Source organism: Coxiella endosymbiont of Amblyomma sculptum (assembly GCF_009883795.1).
Classification (GTDB): Bacteria; Pseudomonadota; Gammaproteobacteria; order Coxiellales; family Coxiellaceae; genus Coxiella.
On sequence record NZ_CP033868.1, the window covers coordinates 115417 to 132799 of the forward strand.

Consider the following 17383-nt stretch of genomic DNA (forward strand, 5'->3'; position numbering starts at 1 on the left):
TATAGACTTATAGTTTTATTGACATACTTCACAGTCAGGATCTTTGTTTAAAGATACGTGTCCAGTGGTTTCGTTAACAACTGCATTTAATGTCGTATCGTGAATGGTCGATTTTTCTGTTCCCGAAGCTCCCATACTTCGTAAATAGTAGGTTGTTTTTAATCCATATAACCAAGCCATACGATACAAGCTGTCGAGTTTTTTACCCGATGGTTCTGCCATATATAGATTGAATGATTGTGCTTGATCAATCCATTTTTGCCGTCTAGAAGCTGCTTTTACTAACCATTGTGGTTCTACTTCAAAAGCAGTTTCGTACAATTTCTTAATGTCTTTGGGAATCCGACCTATTTTCTGTACACTTCCGTTATGGTATTTGAGGTCGTGTACCATAACATCGTCCCATAAATTTCGACTTTTAAGTTCTGTGACTAGATGGGGATTTATAACCGTGAATTCACCCGATAAATTTGATTTAACAAATAAATTTCGATAAGTAGGTTCGATGGATTGAGAGATTCCACAAATATTGGAGATTGTTGCTGTTGGCGCAATTGCCATTACGTTAGAGTTACGCAATCCATGAATTTTAATTTGCTGACGCAAGTGCTCCCAGTTCAAAGTTTGACTGGTGTTTTGTTGTAAATATTTATCGCCACGATCGTTTCTCAATAATTGAATAGAATCGATTGGCAAGATACCTTGACTCCATAAAGAACCCAAAAAAGTTTTGTAAACACCACGTTCTTTAGCCAGTTCCATTGAAGATTTGATAGCGTAGTAGCTGATGATTTCCATACTGCGATCCGCAAATTGTATAGCGTCTTCAGAAGCGTAAGGAATTTTCTGCATATACAGAGCGTCTTGAAACCCCATTAAACCTAATCCTATAGGTCTATGCTTAAGATTGGAATTTCGTGCTTGTGGGACACTGTAATAATTAATGTCAATGACATTGTCAAGCATTCTGATTGCCGTTTTAATAGTACATCCTAATTTTTTGATATCTAATTTTCCTTCTGTTATATGATTGGCGAGATTGATACTACCCAGATTGCAAACAGCGATTTCGTCTGCGGAAGTGTTCAGAGTAATTTCTGTACACAAATTAGAACTATGAACAACACCAACGTGCTGTTGAGGAGATCGTAAATTGCAAGCATCTTTAAACGTCACCCAGGGATGTCCAGTTTCGAATAACATGCTGAGGATTTTCCTCCATAAGGAAATGGAAAAAATGGTTTTCGCACGAATTTCGCCTCGAAGGGCTTGATTTTCATACGAAATATACGCTTCTTCGAAAGAAGAACCAAATTTGTCGTGTAGATCTGGAACTTCATCAGGAGAAAATAAAGTCCAGAATTTGTTTTCAAAGACTCGTTTCATAAACAAATCCGGAATCCAATTAGCAGTATTCATATCGTGAGTACGACGTCGGTCGTCTCCCGTATTTTTTCGTAAATCTAAAAATTCTTCGATGTCCATATGCCAAATTTCCAAATAAGCGCAAACAGCGCCTTTACGTTTACCCCCTTGGTTCACAGCAACGGCGGTAGCATCGGCTACGTTTAAAAAAGGAACAATTCCTAAAGATTTTCCATTAGTCCCTTTAATATAGGCGCCCATCGCTCGTACCTGAGACCAATCGTTTCCTAATCCTCCGGCATACTTAGACAATAAAGCGTTGTCTTTAAGAGCGTTGTAAATACCTTCCAAGCTATCGGGTATTGTGGTTAAAAAACAACTAGACAGCTGCGGAAAAGGTGTGCCTGCGTTAAATAACGTTGGCGTTGAATTCATAAAGTCAAAAGAAGAAAGAACTTTGTAGAATTCAATTGCTCGTTCGTTGTAATCGTCTCTTTCCGATTGAGCTAATCCCATTGCTACACGCATAAAAAAAACTTGAGGTAGTTCGATGCGCACTTGGTTATGATGTATTAAATAGCGATCGTATAAGGTTTGTAAGCTCAAATAGGTAAACTTCTTATCGTTTCTAGACCATAAAGCTTTTGCAAGATGATCCAGATTAAAATTGTTCAATTTAGGATCCAAATGTTCTAACTCAATTCCCTTTTTGATAAAAGTCTTAAAAGCCTCTGAATAGTATTTAGAAATTTCTTCATATGCTAGATTGTGATTTATATTTAAGCCATCTAGCACTTCGCTATAGAGATTGTGTAGGAGTAATCGGGCGGCAACATAACTGTAGTTCGGTTCATTCTCCACCAAGGTACGCGCGGTCATCACTAGCGCTTTATAAGCTTCTTGCAAAGTGATTCCATCAAACAAATTGTTCTTTGTTTGCGATAAGATTTGGTCGGCATCTACATCTTTGAGACCCCTACAAGCCAAATGAACAATACGGGTCAGCCAACAATCGTCTAGTGAGACTTTAGAACCATCGTCAGATGTTATATAGATACTATTACCATTGTTGCAATCGTACGTAGTAGCCTTTTGTATTTCTCGTTGTTTACATCGTCTTTTCCTGTATAAGATGTAGGAACGCGCAACTTTATGTAGACCCGCGTATATCAATGTACGCTCTACTTTGTCCTGAATGGCTTCAATACGGACAGTACCTCCGGATGGCCGTTTCTTTTGAAACGTAACGGTGATTTGGTTGGCGAGTTGGGTAACGATTTCTTCTCCACTAAAACTGCGAGTTTTTGCTTCTTCTACAGACAAGAAAGCTTTTTTCATCGTTGCGATAATTCGATTCGCATCATATTTCATCAATTGTCCATTGCGTTTAATTACATACAACCGATCGAAAGTATCATTTTCTGAAATAGTAGATTCGGAACCAACAATCGATTGGATATCCTGTTTTGCATTTATCTCCATAGGAAATCCCCTAAATACAGAAAAGTCTCATTATATACAAACATTTCGGTCTTCTTTTTTGAAAATTTTTTCAACATCAGCGCCCAAGATTCTACAATATATAGATTTTTTTCTTTGATCGTACACAAGATAATGTGTTTTAGTGTGGATTTCAAGTGGAGAAACAACTAAGACGATCTGTAAACAGACCATTCTACCAATAAAAAATTTTCCTGCAAACAAATTGTGAAAAGTGTCAGAGAATTGACAATCGGTTAAAATAACATGATAGATCCAGATAAAAAAGTAGAGCGTAAATCTCGAATGTACAGTACGAGCGTAGCGAAAGAAAGAATTGTTTCGTAGGTGCACAACACAATACAGAGACGAAGTGAAAATCCTAATAATTTTCCGAATTTTGTATCTACGCAAACCGAATCAAATCGCTATTCCCCCTTGTTTATTTGTTGTGCAAATAAACGTACAAACGTTTTTGTGTAAAAGAAAAAAGTTTTTATATTATTTATCGAAAGAAAGAACTCCTTTGTGAAAGGAGCTTATTAGGGTTGAATTTAGAACTAAAATTAGTGAGGTCTCTGTTTTAGAATGTCTATATGTAAGGAGAATCGTAGAATCTTAGAAGTAACATTCAAGAGTTTTTCGAGTTTATTCGAATTATGATGCTAACAATCCTCCGTCGTATTACTCAAGAAGTAAATGCTGCCAAAAATCTAGAAGAAGCGCTAGCACTTGTAGTTAAGAGATTGTGCGAAGTTTTACCCGCTGACGCTTGTAGTATTTTTATCTGCGATGATGTCTATGGAGAATACGTTCTGATGGCTACCCAAGGTCTAAACACCAAACAGATAGGTAAAATACGACTCAAATTTGGAGAAGGATTAACTGGATTAATTGGAGAACGAGAAGAACCTATTAATTTAGCAGACGCATCCCTACATCCTAGTTTTAAACGCCATCCTGTATTAAACGAAGAAGAATATCATGGATTTTTAGGCATTCCTATTATTGAACAAGGAGAATTGCTTGGCGTATTAATAGTTCAAAAGTGGAAGAGCGGTCCTTTTGCCGAAGAAGAAGAAGCGTTATGTGTTACTGTTGCTATCCACTTGGCTTCTGAAATTGCCCACGCTCGAACTAAGGGTGCATTGGAAAAACTGGGAGCCCAGCAAAAACGATGCTGTAAAAAAACAGAAACGGTTTTGTTTGGTATACCTAGTTCTTCTGGAGTAGCTATTGGAACCGCTATAATCGTTTATCCACCAGCGGATTTGGATGCGGTTCCTGATCAAGAAATTACAGATACAGAAACAGAAATTTCTGACTTTAGAACCGCTCTTTCGGCGGCACGTGACGAGATCTGCAAATTGCAAGAAAGAGCTAAACACTCTCTTAGTGCAGCTGAAAATGCATTATTTGACGCTTATCTTCGTTTGCTTGACAGTCGCACTTTTATCGATGAAGTAGTTTCTAACATTCAGGAAGGACAATGGGTACAGGGAGCATTAAAACGTGTTGTTAAGAGACATGTACTTCATTTTGAAGCTTTAGAAGATTCGTATTTACGAGAACGTGCCGCAGATTTCCGGGATTTGGGTCGTAGGATTCTGAGTCATTTGCAATTCAGAAAAAGAAAAAAGTTGGAATACCCTAAAAACACAATCTTGGTGAGTGATGAAGTAACACCTTCTTCCTTAATGGAAGTGCCTTTTGATCGTTTAAAGGGTGTAATATCAGGAACTGGTTCGAATAATTCCCATGTAGCCATTTTAGCGCGAGCCCTCGGAATTCCAGCTGTGATGGGAGTGCGAGCTCCGTTGTTTAGACTGTCCTCACAAGAACTTATTGTGGACGGGTACAATGGACAAATCTACTTATCGCCTTCGTCTGCAATTGAAAAAGAATTTAAAACATTGGTTCACGAGGAACAACAAATTGATGAAGAATTGAGATCATTGCGTGATTTACCTGCTGAAACAACTGATGGACATGTATTAGCACTTTATGTCAATACAGGATTGGCTATTGACGGGGGTTTGTCGTTAAGTGTAGGTTCTGAAGGTGTAGGGTTATATCGTACTGAAATGCCTTTTATGATTCGCGATCGGTTTCCTAGCGAGGAAGAACAGCGAATTACATACCGAAAATTGCTGAATACATTTGCTCCTCGCCCGGTTGTCATGCGTATGTTGGATATTGGAGGTGATAAAAATTTATCTTATTTCTTTACAGAAGAAGACAACCCCTTTTTGGGATGGAGAGGAATTCGAGTTACTTTGGATCATCCAGAAATTTTCTTACCGCAGGTACGAGCTATGCTGCATGCTAGTGAAGGATTAAACAATCTATCCGTACTATTACCAATGATTACCTCAGTAAGGGAGGTGGAAATGGCCATTCGTATGATCAATCAGGCACACGAAGAATTGATTGAAGAGAATGTAAGCACTAAATTTCCAGCAATTGGGTTAATGATAGAAGTTCCAGCGGCAATCTATCAGGCTTATAATTTGGCAAAAAGAGTGGATTTTCTCTCTATTGGAAGTAATGACTTAATCCAGTATTTATTGGCTGTTGATCGAAACAATCCGAGAGTAGCAAATCTTTATGATGGATTGCATCCAGCGGTTTTACAGGCATTAAAAGTTGTAGTAAAGGCAGGTCATAAGGCTGGCAAACCGGTTAGTATCTGTGGAGAAATAGCGGGTGATCCTGTAGCTGTGGTTTTATTGTTGGCAATGGAGTTTGATACATTGAGCATGAATGCTAGAATACTACCGCACGTAAAATGGATTATTCGTAATTTCTCATTGAAAAAATCTAAAGAATTGTTAGAAGAAGTTCTGAAAATGGACGATCCTAAAGACATTCGTCTTTACATGGAAAATGCTTTGGAAGAAGCGGGTTTAGGTAGTTTGATTCGCGCAGGAAGATAAAGTTTAGATTGGTCCTTTTAGAAAGGAGTGAAAGAGGAAGTATTATCATTATTGGTTCTTTTTTTCGCGAGATGCATAACCACTATACAGCGTTCTTGTATCTCAAGAAGCACACGATTGTTTAGTAGTTTTTGGATTGATGAAAGTGCGTTGTACAATCTCATGGGCGTTGTTATTTAATTAGGTAAGGTAGTATTTAGTTTTTGTATCCGCCTCTGATTGTACTTAGAGATGGATGTTTTAAACGATTAGGCTTTTGTCTCGTCATCATTACGAAATTTTATGAACTTCTGGGGGGTTGTACTTGGTAGTAGACAAAAAATTCTTCTTCTCTAATCTCCTTCTGTTCCTTTCCTTGTTAAGGAAAAGGTTGATTTTCTTGTTATTAATATGGTTATAAAAAAGCATTCGAATTTTTTAGTTTGAACAATTTTATACTTTCGATGTGAATCAGAAATGCAACAATATCTCGATTTTTTGAATTCTATTTTAGAATATGGTGTCGACAGAAAAGATAGAACTGGTGTTGGAACAAGAAGTATTTTTGGTTACGAAATGCGTTTCAATATACAAAAGGAGTTTCCTTTGGTTACGACAAAAAAAGTTCATCTGAAAAGTGTTATTTACGAATTATTATGGTTTTTAAAAGGTGATACGAATGTGCGTTACCTAAACGAAAACGGTGTTACTATATGGAATGAATGGGCTAATGAAAATGGAGAATTAGGACCTATTTATGGGAAACAATGGCGTAGCTGGCAATGTGCTAACGGTCGAGTTATTGACCAAATGAAATGGATTCTTGAAACCATAAAAATTGATCCCAATTCGCGTCGATTGGTTGTAAGCGCTTGGAATGTGGCTGAACTAGATCAAATGGCTTTGCAGCCCTGTCATCTTCTGTTTCAGTTTTATGTAGCTAACGGATTGATTTCTTGTAAGTTAATTCAAAGATCAGCGGACGCCTTTTTGGGAGTTCCATTTAATATTGCTTCTTATGCACTATTAACACATATGATTGCTGAACAATGTAATTTGGGGGTGGGAGAATTTATTTGGTCTGGGGGTGATTGTCATATTTACAATAGTCATTTTGATCAAATTCACCAACAATTGCTGCGCTTGCCGCGTAAGTTACCGAAGTTAGTAATAAAACGAAAATCTACTTCGTTGTTTGATTACGCATTTTCTGATTTTGAAATTATTGATTATGATCCCTACCCGTCTATTAAAGCTCAAGTAGCTATTTAATTTATCTAAGACAAAATTCCGGAATCTCTGTCTCTTATGGAACGATTGTTGAAATATGGGCTGCTTAATGCTTAATAAAGACCGACAAATCAATTGGGCTCGTACTCTAGAGTAGAGTGTGTGAAAAAATAGAAAACCCGAAATCTTTTTTTTGTTCTATTCTATTTCGGAAAGACTAGATTGCGTCCTGTCATTTCAGATGGTTGTTCAATTCCCATAAGGAACAGTAAAGTTGGTGCTACATCATACAAAGCGCCAATTTCTCTTTGGAATTCGACTTTTCTTCCTACATAGATCAACGGTGTTGGATTTTTGGTATGAGCTGTATGGGGTTGTCTTGTATTTTCATCAAACATTTTTTCTGCATTACCGTGATCGGCTGTAATTAAAGCTTCGCCACCGACAGATTGAAGTGCCTTAAGAATACGTTTTAGACAATTGTCGACGGTATGTACGGCTATCTGGGTAGCGATCTTATTACCGGTATGACCTACCATATCGGGGTTGGCAAAATTACAGACTATAAGATTGTATATACCGTTTTTAATTATTTTTACAAGATTATCAGTTATCGCGTTAGCACTCATTTCAGGTTGAAGATCGTAGGTAGGTACTCTAGGTGAAGGAATTAACTTCCAATCTTCTCCTGGGAAAGGTATTTTTTGACCTCCATTTAAAAAACGAGTGACGTGATCATACTTTTCCGTTTCTGCGATTCGAAGCTGTCGAAGTTTTAGTGTAGATAAGTATTCACCTAGTGTGTTGTTCAGTTGGAAGGATGGAAACGCAACGGAAACATTGGGATGTGTTGTACAGATCGTTGTCAGAGTTACGAATTGTGTAAGTTTGGGTACTATTTTTCTTTCAAATCCTGTGAAGTGTTCTTCAACAAATGCTTTCGTGAGTTGTCGAGCGCGATCTCCCCGCAGATTCATAAATACAATAGTATCGCCATCTTGCACAATTATAGGATTTTCTTTGTCGTGGATGCTGGTGGGTTTAATAAATTCATCGGTTTCGTCCTGTTCATAAGCAAGAGATAAGGCTTCTTCAGCGGTATCAGTATGGCGAGTAGCAATTCCTTGAGTTAGTAAATCGTACGCTTTTCTCGTTCGATTCCAGTGTTTGTCTCTATCCATAGCATAATATCGTCCAATAAGGGATGCGATTTTTCCCTGAGGGATTTGGGATTTCTTCGAAGAAAGAAACCGGGAGGAGTAATTACGAAATTGTTCTTCAATTTTTCTAACAGGAGAGATTGCTGATTTCGGTGGAGTATCACGACCGTCCAATATAGCGTGTAGATAAATCTTTTTCGCCTTTTGGCAGTACGCTAATTTGATCATCGCTGAAATTTGTGTGTCTCGACTATGTACCCCTCCGTTCGACAGCAGTCCGATAATGTGTACAGATTTATTTTGTTGGTTGGTTTTTTTAATGGCCTCAATAAGAATAGGGTTTTTGAAAAATTCTCCAGTCGATATAGTCTTGTCAATCCGAGTTAAATCTTGAAGAATTTTTCTGCCGGAACCAATATGGAGATGCCCTGCTTCTGAATTACCCATCTGCCCTTTGGGTAAACCTACTGCATTTCCTGAAGCTCTCAATAGAGTATGAGGATAGTTCGTCCATAACGCATCTAGGGTTGGTGTATCAGCAAGCCGAATTGCATTATGGGTTGATTTTTCGACTTTGCTGAAACCAAATCCATCAAGAATAATAAGTACCATAGGTTTTATGGGGTGTTTTTTGAGTTTGTTGGGTGAAAAATGCATTAACACCTCTTTTGTTAGACATTTTTTCTAAAAACGCAATCATTTTACCAATTTCGAAAAATTATTTCGAGGCATATTCCAAAATTCAATATGATAATTTATAAGAATTGTGTATTTTAGTTAAAGAAAGGGAAATTGAGCGAACTGTACAAACTCTTTTCTTTTTTCCGTTGCAATGGGAAGAGAAAAGCAGATTTTTGAATATAGAATCGGAGTACAAAACAGTTAAACAATTTGTAGTTTTTTTGATTTTCTTACAGAGATGAGATAATTTGATTGAATGTCTGTATCTATAAAAATAAATTTCATTGGTGCTGGACGAGTTGGAAAGACTATTGCCAAACAAATCGTAGACAAAAAAGCAGCTGTTATTCAGGGTGTGCATAATCTCTCATTAGAGAGCGCCAAAGAAGCAATAACCTATATCGGACAAGGAATGGCTTTTAAGAGTATTCGAGAATTGCCGTCATCCGATATCACTTTCATCACTACCTACGACGACGCGATAGCGGACTGCTGTCAGGATTTAGCAAAGAGTTGCAACCTTAAGAGAGGCAGTATCGTCCTACATTGTAGCGGTTCTCTTTCATCAGATTTGTTGACTTCTGTAAAGAAACGGGATTGCTACATCGCCAGTGTACATCCTATGCGCAGTTTTCTTATACCTCCTAAGAATAAAAATAGTGACCGTGTGTATTCCTGTACTTTTGAAGGAGACAAAAAATCGTTAAGTTTACTATCTTCTCTGTTTGGGATGATAAATTACTCAATTTATCCTATTAATAAACAAGATAAGAGTATCTGTCATATCGCGAGCGTTTTTGCTTCAAATTATTTGGTTACTTTATATGATAAATCTTTATCTTGCTTAAAAAATTCTGAGATAACAGAAGAAGATGGATTTGAAATAATTTTAAATTTAATGAAAAGTACTTTGGACAATCTTGAATTTTCGCGATCGACTTCGAAGTCCTTAACAGGGCCAATCAGTCGCGGAGATTTAGGAACAATCAAACGTCATTTACAGAAATTGTCAAACGCTAACAATTTAGAAATAAAAAAACTTTATCAAGTTCTAGGTTTTTCAACTGTAACTCTTACAGACTTACCGGATAGCAAAAAAGAAACTTTTTTTCGGATATTTTCTTATTTGTAAAAGAATTAATGCTGTAAACAGTTGACTTTCATCACTACCTACGACGACGCGATAGCGGACTGCTGTCAGGATTTAGCAAAAAGGAATTTCTTACATCTCTTCTTTGAATCAAGTATACTCTTAAAGAATTTATGACCGTACCAGTATTATGGAACAATTTCTTCAATTTTCTATTAATCATTGGATTTTGCTTACAGAATTCTCTGTTGCGTTGATTGCTTTATGTATTTTAGATGTATACAGCAATACCAAAATCCGTTTAACACCTTCACAAGCAGTTTGGTTAATCAATAATGAGAAAGCTGTAGTTATTGATATTCGTGACTCTAAATCCTTTGAAAAAGGACATATTACTCATGCGATCAATATTTCTACACTGGAAGATGAGAAATTAAAAAAGATTAATCAATACAGACAACATTCTTTAATTATCGTTTGTGCGACTGGTTATAAATCTTCCCGTTTTGTAAAAAAATTACACAGACAAGGTTTTCAAAAAATTCATATACTTTCTGGTGGTATGGATACATGGAAACATTCCCATATGCCTGTGGTAAAACAATTTTGCAAGCGTTTATAAAGAAAGAAAATCAGATGGCAGAAAACAAAGATGCTAGTCAGTTGAATCGCGGACCCGAATTCGCGATACAACGATTGTACGTAAAAGACTTGTCATTTGAATCTCCACACAGCCCACAAGTCTTCTTTGAGGAATGGAAGCCGGAATTAGATCTGGATTTAACTACTAAAACACACGATCTGGGGAGCGGAAATCACGAAGTAGTTTTGACCGTGAAAGCTACAGTTAAAATAAAAGAAAAGACTGTTTTCATAGCGGAAATTTTTCAGGCCGGAATTTTCATCGTAAAAAATTTTCCTGAGGATCAAATGCAACCTATGCTGGGAAGTTTTTGTCCTAATATTCTCTATCCGTATGCGAGAGAAGCGATTACAGATATGGTTGTTCGAGGAGGTTTTCCACATCTTTATTTGGCGCCAGTAAATTTCGACTTACTTTTGGAACAGCACAATCGCTCTAAAGAACGTGATAGGGACCGCGTGCACTGAATTATGAAAAATTGCCCTTTAACTATTCTTGGTGCTGGATCTTGGGGGACGGCTCTGGCTCTTCTGTTGTCTCGTAAAGAGCAAATTGTTCGGCTTTGGTCTTATAAAAAAAGACATGTGCGAGAAATGAAATTAGAAGGCATTAACAATCGTTATTTGCCAAATTATCCCTTCCCAAAATCTTTGTGTGTTTATCATGATTTAAAAGCGAGTCTGGAAGGAGTAAATGATATATTGATTGTCGTACCTAGCTTCGCATTTCAAACAGTGATCCAGAACATTAAGCCTTATATGCATTCTCGTATACGTATTGCTTGGGGAACTAAAGGAATTTCCATCGATAATTATTTGTTGCACGAAGTTGTTAAAATGAAGTTAGGCCATATACCTGTTGCGGTACTATCAGGTCCAAGTCTTGCTACCGAAGTAGCCGCTGGATTGCCGACCGAGATAATAATAGCCAGTAACGACACAAGTTTTGCTTGTGACTTGACTAAGCGATTACACAGTCCTTATTTTCGAATAGATCAAAATAGTGATTTAGTGGGTGTTGAGATTTGTGGAAGTGTAAAAAATATATTAGCTATTGCAACTGGAATTAGTGATGGGTTGTTTTTAGGTGCGAATGCTCGAGCTGCTTTAATTACTCGGGGATTAACCGAGATGGGTCGTCTAGTTAAAGCTTTGGGAGGAAAGCAAGAAACTCTAATTGGGCTGGCTGGATTGGGAGATTTGGTTCTTACTTGTACAGATAATCAATCGCGTAATCGAAGATTTGGTTTGGCATTGGGCAAAGGCATAAGCAGAAAAGATGCCGAACGATGTGTAGGACAATCGATCGAAGGATTACACAATGCGAATCAAATTTGGATTCTTGCGAAAAAATATAAAGTTGATATGCCTATTGTACAACAAAGTTATCGTATTCTTCACGAAAATCTAGATCCTAGGCAGGCTATACAAGAGATCTTGTGCTGTTCTTCCGGAACAAAAATTTTAGAAACGCTAAAATAGCAGCTGTTTTATTTGCAATTCTATTTCGTAAATTTAGAGATATTGTTTATAAACATAGAATTGTGATATCTGTTTTACTTCTGTTAGTCTCGAAGTAGCGCTTTGTGTCCTTTTATACGTTCTTGTGTATCAGTTTTTTCTTCAAAATCTGGATTTTTAATTGGACAGTGAGAAAAATTTCTTCTTCGATTGTTATTTTTTTTCGGATGTTGTAATAGAATTCAATTATGAATTTGGATTATTTAGATTTTGAACAACCCATCGCAGAGATTCAGGGAAAAATAGATGAATTGCATCGTATAGATACCGGACAAGAAGTTGATTTCTCCGAAGAAATTTCTGATTTGGAAGCACAAGGTGCCCAATTAACGCAAAAAATCTTTTCTACTTTGAAAGCGTATCAAATTGTTCAATTAGCTCGGCATCCTCTACGCCCGCACACTGTCGACTATCTTCAAAAGATTTTTTCGGATTTTGATGAATTGCATGGTGATCGTTATTATGGAGATGATTCTGGTGTAATTGGAGGTCTGGGGCGTCTAGAGAACAAACCGATCATGGTCATTGGCCAGGAAAAGGGGCGAACTACTAGAGAAAAAATTTCTCGAAATTTTGGAATGACAAAACCTGAAGGATTTCGAAAAGCACTACGATTAATGAAACTTGCTGAACGATTTGCAATTCCAGTCATCACTTTAATCGATACTCCAGGAGCCTATCCCGGTATAGATGCTGAAGAACGTAATCAAAGCGGTGCCATTGCCAGAAATATTTATGAAATGTCACAACTAAAAATTCCGATTATATGTATTATAATTGGTGAAGGTTGTTCCGGAGGTGCACTGGCTATTGGAGTGGGAGATTGCACGTTGATGTTGCAGTATGCTTATTATTCAGTAATTTCTCCAGAAGGTTGTGCTTCCATTTTGTGGAAAAATGTTGAAAAAGCAGGGGAAGCTGCTGAAGCACTTGCGCTAACTTCAGAACGGCTCTATAAATTGAATTTGATTGATGAAATAGTACAAGAACCGCTTGGAGGAGCGCATCGTAATGTTGACGCTATGGCAGAAATACTTAAGAAACGATTGCAAATACATCTTTCCGCTTTACAGTCTGAGTCTATTGATGCCCTTTTGGAAAGGCGTTACAAACGATGGTTGAATTATGGTTCATATGGTTAGTCCAAACAAAATTTTCGAGAAACTGATCACACTTACTAGCAATTTCCGTTTTTATATTGCCTACAGTGGAGGTTTGGATTCTCATGTTCTTTTGCACGTAATGAGCGAGTGTCTCAAGAAAAATCCATTTTTACGTATACAAGCTCTACACATTAATCACGGTCTTAGTTCAAAATCAAAACTTTGGGAACAACATTGTCGATGTGTTTGTGAACAACTAAGGATACCTGTTCAAGTGGAGCGAGTGAAATTAGAAATTCTTCCGGGTCGGAGTATTGAAAAAATTGCTCGGGAGGCTCGTTATGCGATATTTCGTCGTGTTATTCGCGAGGACGAGAATATTCTAACAGCACACACCCAAAATGATCAGGCAGAAACTTTTTTATTGCAATTAATGCGGGGGGCAGGTATTAAGGGGTTGAGCTCTATGCCGATAAAAAAGAAATTAGGTTCCGGCTATTTATTGCGTTTGCTGCTAAATTTTTGTCGAAACGAATTGCAGGATTATGCTGAAAAAAACTTTTTGCATTGGATAGAAGATGACACGAATTTGGAACTTCGGTTTAACCGAAACTATTTGCGTCACAGAATATTACCCATTCTACAGAAGCGATGGTCTAAAGCATTTCCAATTATTTCCCGATCGGCAAGTCATTGTGCCGAAGCAGCTATTTTGCTTGATCAGTTGGCGGATAACGATTTACTGACTGTACAAAACGGTATGAAATTGGCAATCAAACCGCTGTTACAATTGACTTCCTCACGACAAAAAAATGTTTTGCGGAGATGGATTGCCCATAAGGGATTTCTTGTCCCGCAGACCAAACAATTAGAACAGATACAAAAAGATGTACTGAAAGCAACGAGAGGCGCGAATCCTATTTTTACTTATGGGAATGTAGAAATTCGTCGGTATGACGACGAACTATATTTGTCTAATGTTCTGCGACATTGGAATACTAACTTAGTCATTCCATGGAGTTTCTGCGAACTTTTGATGCTCCCTGCGAATTTAGGTGTTTTAAAAGCTGTAAAAAGAAAAGGTGTAGGAATCACAACTGCGATTCGCACTTGTCAAGTGACGATACGTTTTCGAAAAGGAGGAGAACAATGCTCTCCTGTAGGAAGAAAGAAGAGTTCTTTGTTAAAAGAACTGATGCGAGAATGGAAAATTCCGGTTTGGCAGCGGAATGCTGTCCCGTTGGTCTATTACGAGGAAAAGTTAGTGTCTGTTATAGGTTATTGTGTCTGTGAAGAATTTTCGGTAAAGTCCTCGGAATGGGGATGGGTTATCTGCCGAGAGACGAGATAGAATAAAAAAAATAAAGACAATGTAATAAAACTACACGCTCTAACCTAAAGTCTAAGAAGGGAGGTATAGGGGAACCGCGCATTGAATTTTAAGTTTTAGGTCATTTTTACTACTTAGCAAAAAATGCTTAAGAATAAAGAACAATGAAAATTCCCACAAGTTGGTATCCATGACAACTTCTGAAAGTTTGTGTTATCATCCACGTCCGTCAAAAACGACAATACAGTAGTTGGGCAGACACAATTTTTCAAAAATTTATTCGAAATTTTTCAATTATCGCACACGTCGATCACGGTAAATCTACATTAGCAGATCGATTCATTTGTATTTGCGGTGGACTAACTGATCGCGAGATGAAAGATCAAGTATTGGATTCAATGGATATTGAGCGGGAGCGTGGAATTACTATTAAGGCTCAAAGTGTTTCCTTGTCTTATCGATCTCGAAATGACACTATTTATCAATTGAATTGTATTGATACTCCAGGACACACGGATTTTTCTTATGAAGTGTCCCGGTCGTTGGCAGCTTGTGAAGGTGCTCTGTTGGTAGTAGACGCTACCCAAGGTGTAGAAGCGCAGACAGTAGAAACTTATCGTTTGGCTATTAAACAAGGGCTTACAGTATTACCGGTTTTAAATAAAATTGATTTACCACAAGCAAATCCCGAACGTACTATCGAAGAAATTGAAGATGTTGCTGGTTGCAAAATACGTAACGCTATCCAAGTAAGTTCTGTAAGCGCTAAATCAGGCAGAGGAGTACAGGAATTGCTGGAGCGAATTATTTTTTCTATCCCTCCACCGATAGGAAATTCTACGGCGCCATTGCAAGCTTTGATTATTGATTCTTGGTTTGATAGCTATTTGGGAATAGTGTCCTTAGTACGAATCAAGGAAGGTTCCTTATCTCAAGGAGATAAAATCAAAGTTTTTTCGACAGGAAAAAATTACTATGTCGATCGAATAGGGTGCTTTACACCAAAATACCAAATCTTAAAAGTGTTGAAATCTGGTATGGTAGGATTTGTAGTCGCTGGAATTAAAGATGTTCTCGGCGCCCCTGTGGGGGATACGCTAACGCACGCCAAAAATCCTATAAAAATTCCTCTGTCTGGTTTCCAAAAGGTGAGACCTCGAATGTTTGCTGGTTTGTTTCCTGTTGAACCTAATCAATATGAATCGTTTCGGAGAGCGCTTACTAGATTGTGTATAAATGACCCAGCCTTATCCTATGAACCAGAATCTTCGAATACTGTTGGATTCGGATTTCGTTGTGGTTTTCTCGGTATGCTTCACATGGAAATTGTTCAAGAACGTTTAAAACGAGAATACAATCTCAGATTGATTGCTACGGTACCTACAGTAAACTATCAGGTTGTAACTAAAAAAAACGAAGTTTTGTATATTGGTGATCCAAATCAATTTCCTAAAACTGTTGAAATTTCTGAAATTCGAGAACCCATTGCAGTGTTAAATATACTAGTACCTTCCAAATTTTTAGGCGCGGTACTGAAGTTGTGTGCAGAAAAACGCGGCGTTCAAAAAGAATTATTGTATTTAGGAAATCAGGTATCGGTAAGATACGAAGTTCCATTAAGTGAAGTAATACTAGGTTTTTTTGATTGCTTAAAATCTGTAAGTCGTGGATACGCTTCTATAGATTATAGTATTGGTCATTTCAAAAAAGCAGATCTGGTAAAATTGGATATCTTACTTTCCGGAAAAAGTATAGACGCTTTGGCAACTATTATACACCGAGACCAAGCTTATGTACGAGGACGCCAATTAACAGAACAGCTTAAAAATTTGATTTCACGACAAATGTTTGAAGTGGTTATTCAAGCAGCGGTCGGTTCTAGAGTAATTTCCCGCACTACAGTGCAGGCGTTACGAAAAAACGTAACATCCAGATGTCGTGGAGGAGACGTGACACGAAAACATAAATTACTAGAAAAACAAAAATCTGGCAAAGAACGTATGAGGCGAATAGGAAAAGTAAATGTCTCTCAAGAAATGTTTTTGACCATTTTGGGAATAAAAAATGATATTTGATTTTTCTTTTTATCTGACAATTGCTATGATATTGACTGGAACGGCTGTTTGTTTCGATTTTCTTTTCCTTAGAAAACGTAAGTGTTCGAAATCCGTATCTATCTTATTAAGATATAGTAAAATTTTTTTTCCCACCTTATTGATTGTCTGGATAGTACGGTCTTTCATAATTCAACCTTATTATGTACTCACAGGCTCTTTAGAGCCTACAATTATGCCGGGTGATTTTATTGCAGTAGAACAGTTTTCTTATGGATTGCGTCTTCCCGTGATTAACAAAAAAGTTCTCCCTGTTGGTAAACCAGAGAGAGGACAAATTATTTTATTCCAATGGCCTAAAAATCCGGGAATTATTTTTGTTAAACGTGTTATTGGACTACCAGGCGATCACGTCGTTTATAAAAATAAGCAATTGTATATCAACGGTAAGAGACAAAAGCAAAAACTTCTTTATACAGTAAATAATACAGATATATGGGAGAAATTCTTATATCCTGTAGTTTTTGTAAAAGAAGAAGAATTATACGGTATCAAACATAAAATCTGCCTCCAATCTCTCGGAGGAGAAGCTAATTATTGCGATTTAGAAGTTCCTTCTGGACATTATTTCGTAATGGGTGATAATCGAGATAACAGCGATGACAGCCGCCAGTGGGGATTTGTTCCGGAACACAATTTAATTGGAAAAGCTTTCAGGATCTGGTTCAGTTGGGATTCTGCAAGTAAACGAGTTCGATGGAATCGGATTGGAAATGTACTGTAATGAAATTATGAGTCATAATTGACTTTGAT

At 37.4% G+C, this 17383-nt stretch carries 12 protein-coding genes; 10 read left to right on the top strand and 2 right to left on the bottom strand.

Annotation, left to right across the window (positions count from 1 at the left end; genetic code table 11):
- Positions 1-15: 15 nt before the first annotated feature.
- A complete protein-coding gene (locus tag EGQ50_RS00525; RefSeq protein ID WP_159747642.1) occupies positions 16-2847 on the bottom strand; it encodes a ribonucleoside-diphosphate reductase subunit alpha in 2832 nt (943 codons plus the stop codon).
- A gap of 659 nt (positions 2848-3506) precedes the next feature.
- On the opposite strand from EGQ50_RS00525, the gene ptsP reads away from it, so the two are divergent.
- Both ptsP and thyA read left to right on the top strand, forming a co-directional pair.
- Positions 3507-5780 carry a phosphoenolpyruvate--protein phosphotransferase gene (gene ptsP / locus EGQ50_RS00530; protein ID WP_179958521.1) on the top strand — a complete coding sequence of 758 codons (2274 nt, stop codon included), beginning with the start codon at positions 3507-3509 and terminating at the stop codon, positions 5778-5780.
- 456 nt (positions 5781-6236) lie between these two features.
- The gene (gene thyA / locus EGQ50_RS00535) at positions 6237-7031 is read left to right on the top strand and encodes a thymidylate synthase (protein ID WP_159747646.1); all 795 of its coding nucleotides are present in this window, start codon (positions 6237-6239) and stop codon (positions 7029-7031) included.
- A 161-nt stretch (positions 7032-7192) separates the two neighbouring features.
- On the opposite strand, the gene gpmI is transcribed toward thyA, so the two are convergent.
- Positions 7193-8806, bottom strand: coding sequence for a 2,3-bisphosphoglycerate-independent phosphoglycerate mutase (gene gpmI, locus EGQ50_RS00540; protein ID WP_159747648.1), 1614 nt, complete (start codon positions 8804-8806; stop codon positions 7193-7195).
- 280 nt (positions 8807-9086) lie between these two features.
- On the opposite strand from gpmI, the gene EGQ50_RS00545 reads away from it, so the two are divergent.
- From EGQ50_RS00545 to lepB, 8 genes are all read left to right on the top strand, one after another.
- A complete protein-coding gene (locus EGQ50_RS00545) occupies positions 9087-9962 on the top strand; it encodes a Rossmann-like and DUF2520 domain-containing protein (RefSeq protein ID WP_159747650.1) in 876 nt (291 codons plus the stop codon).
- A 148-nt stretch (positions 9963-10110) separates the two neighbouring features.
- On the top strand, positions 10111-10542 hold the full coding sequence (locus tag EGQ50_RS00550; RefSeq protein WP_159747652.1) for a rhodanese-like domain-containing protein: 432 nt from the start codon (positions 10111-10113) through the stop codon (positions 10540-10542).
- Positions 10543-10556: 14 nt separating this feature from the next.
- Positions 10557-11030, top strand: coding sequence for a protein-export chaperone SecB (gene secB / locus EGQ50_RS00555; RefSeq protein ID WP_159748416.1), 474 nt, complete (start codon positions 10557-10559; stop codon positions 11028-11030).
- 3 nt (positions 11031-11033) lie between these two features.
- Positions 11034-12044, top strand: coding sequence for an NAD(P)H-dependent glycerol-3-phosphate dehydrogenase (locus tag EGQ50_RS00560; protein ID WP_159747654.1), 1011 nt, complete (start codon positions 11034-11036; stop codon positions 12042-12044).
- 227 nt (positions 12045-12271) lie between these two features.
- Positions 12272-13225 (top strand): acetyl-CoA carboxylase carboxyltransferase subunit alpha, encoded by a 954-nt coding sequence (locus tag EGQ50_RS00565; protein ID WP_159747656.1) that lies wholly within the window; start codon positions 12272-12274, stop codon positions 13223-13225.
- The gene (gene tilS / locus EGQ50_RS00570) at positions 13209-14537 is read left to right on the top strand and encodes a tRNA lysidine(34) synthetase TilS (RefSeq protein ID WP_159747658.1); all 1329 of its coding nucleotides are present in this window, start codon (positions 13209-13211) and stop codon (positions 14535-14537) included. The genes EGQ50_RS00565 and tilS overlap by 17 nt, the downstream gene beginning before the upstream one ends.
- Positions 14538-14734: 197 nt before the next feature.
- Complete coding sequence (lepA, locus tag EGQ50_RS00575; protein ID WP_159748418.1) at positions 14735-16591, top strand: translation elongation factor 4; 1857 nt, start codon at positions 14735-14737, stop codon at positions 16589-16591.
- Positions 16581-17354: a signal peptidase I gene (gene lepB, locus EGQ50_RS00580; RefSeq protein ID WP_159747660.1), complete on the top strand. Its 774-nt coding sequence runs from the start codon at positions 16581-16583 to the stop codon at positions 17352-17354. Before lepA ends, lepB begins: the two co-directional genes overlap by 11 nt.
- The last annotated feature ends 29 nt before the right edge of the window (positions 17355-17383 follow it).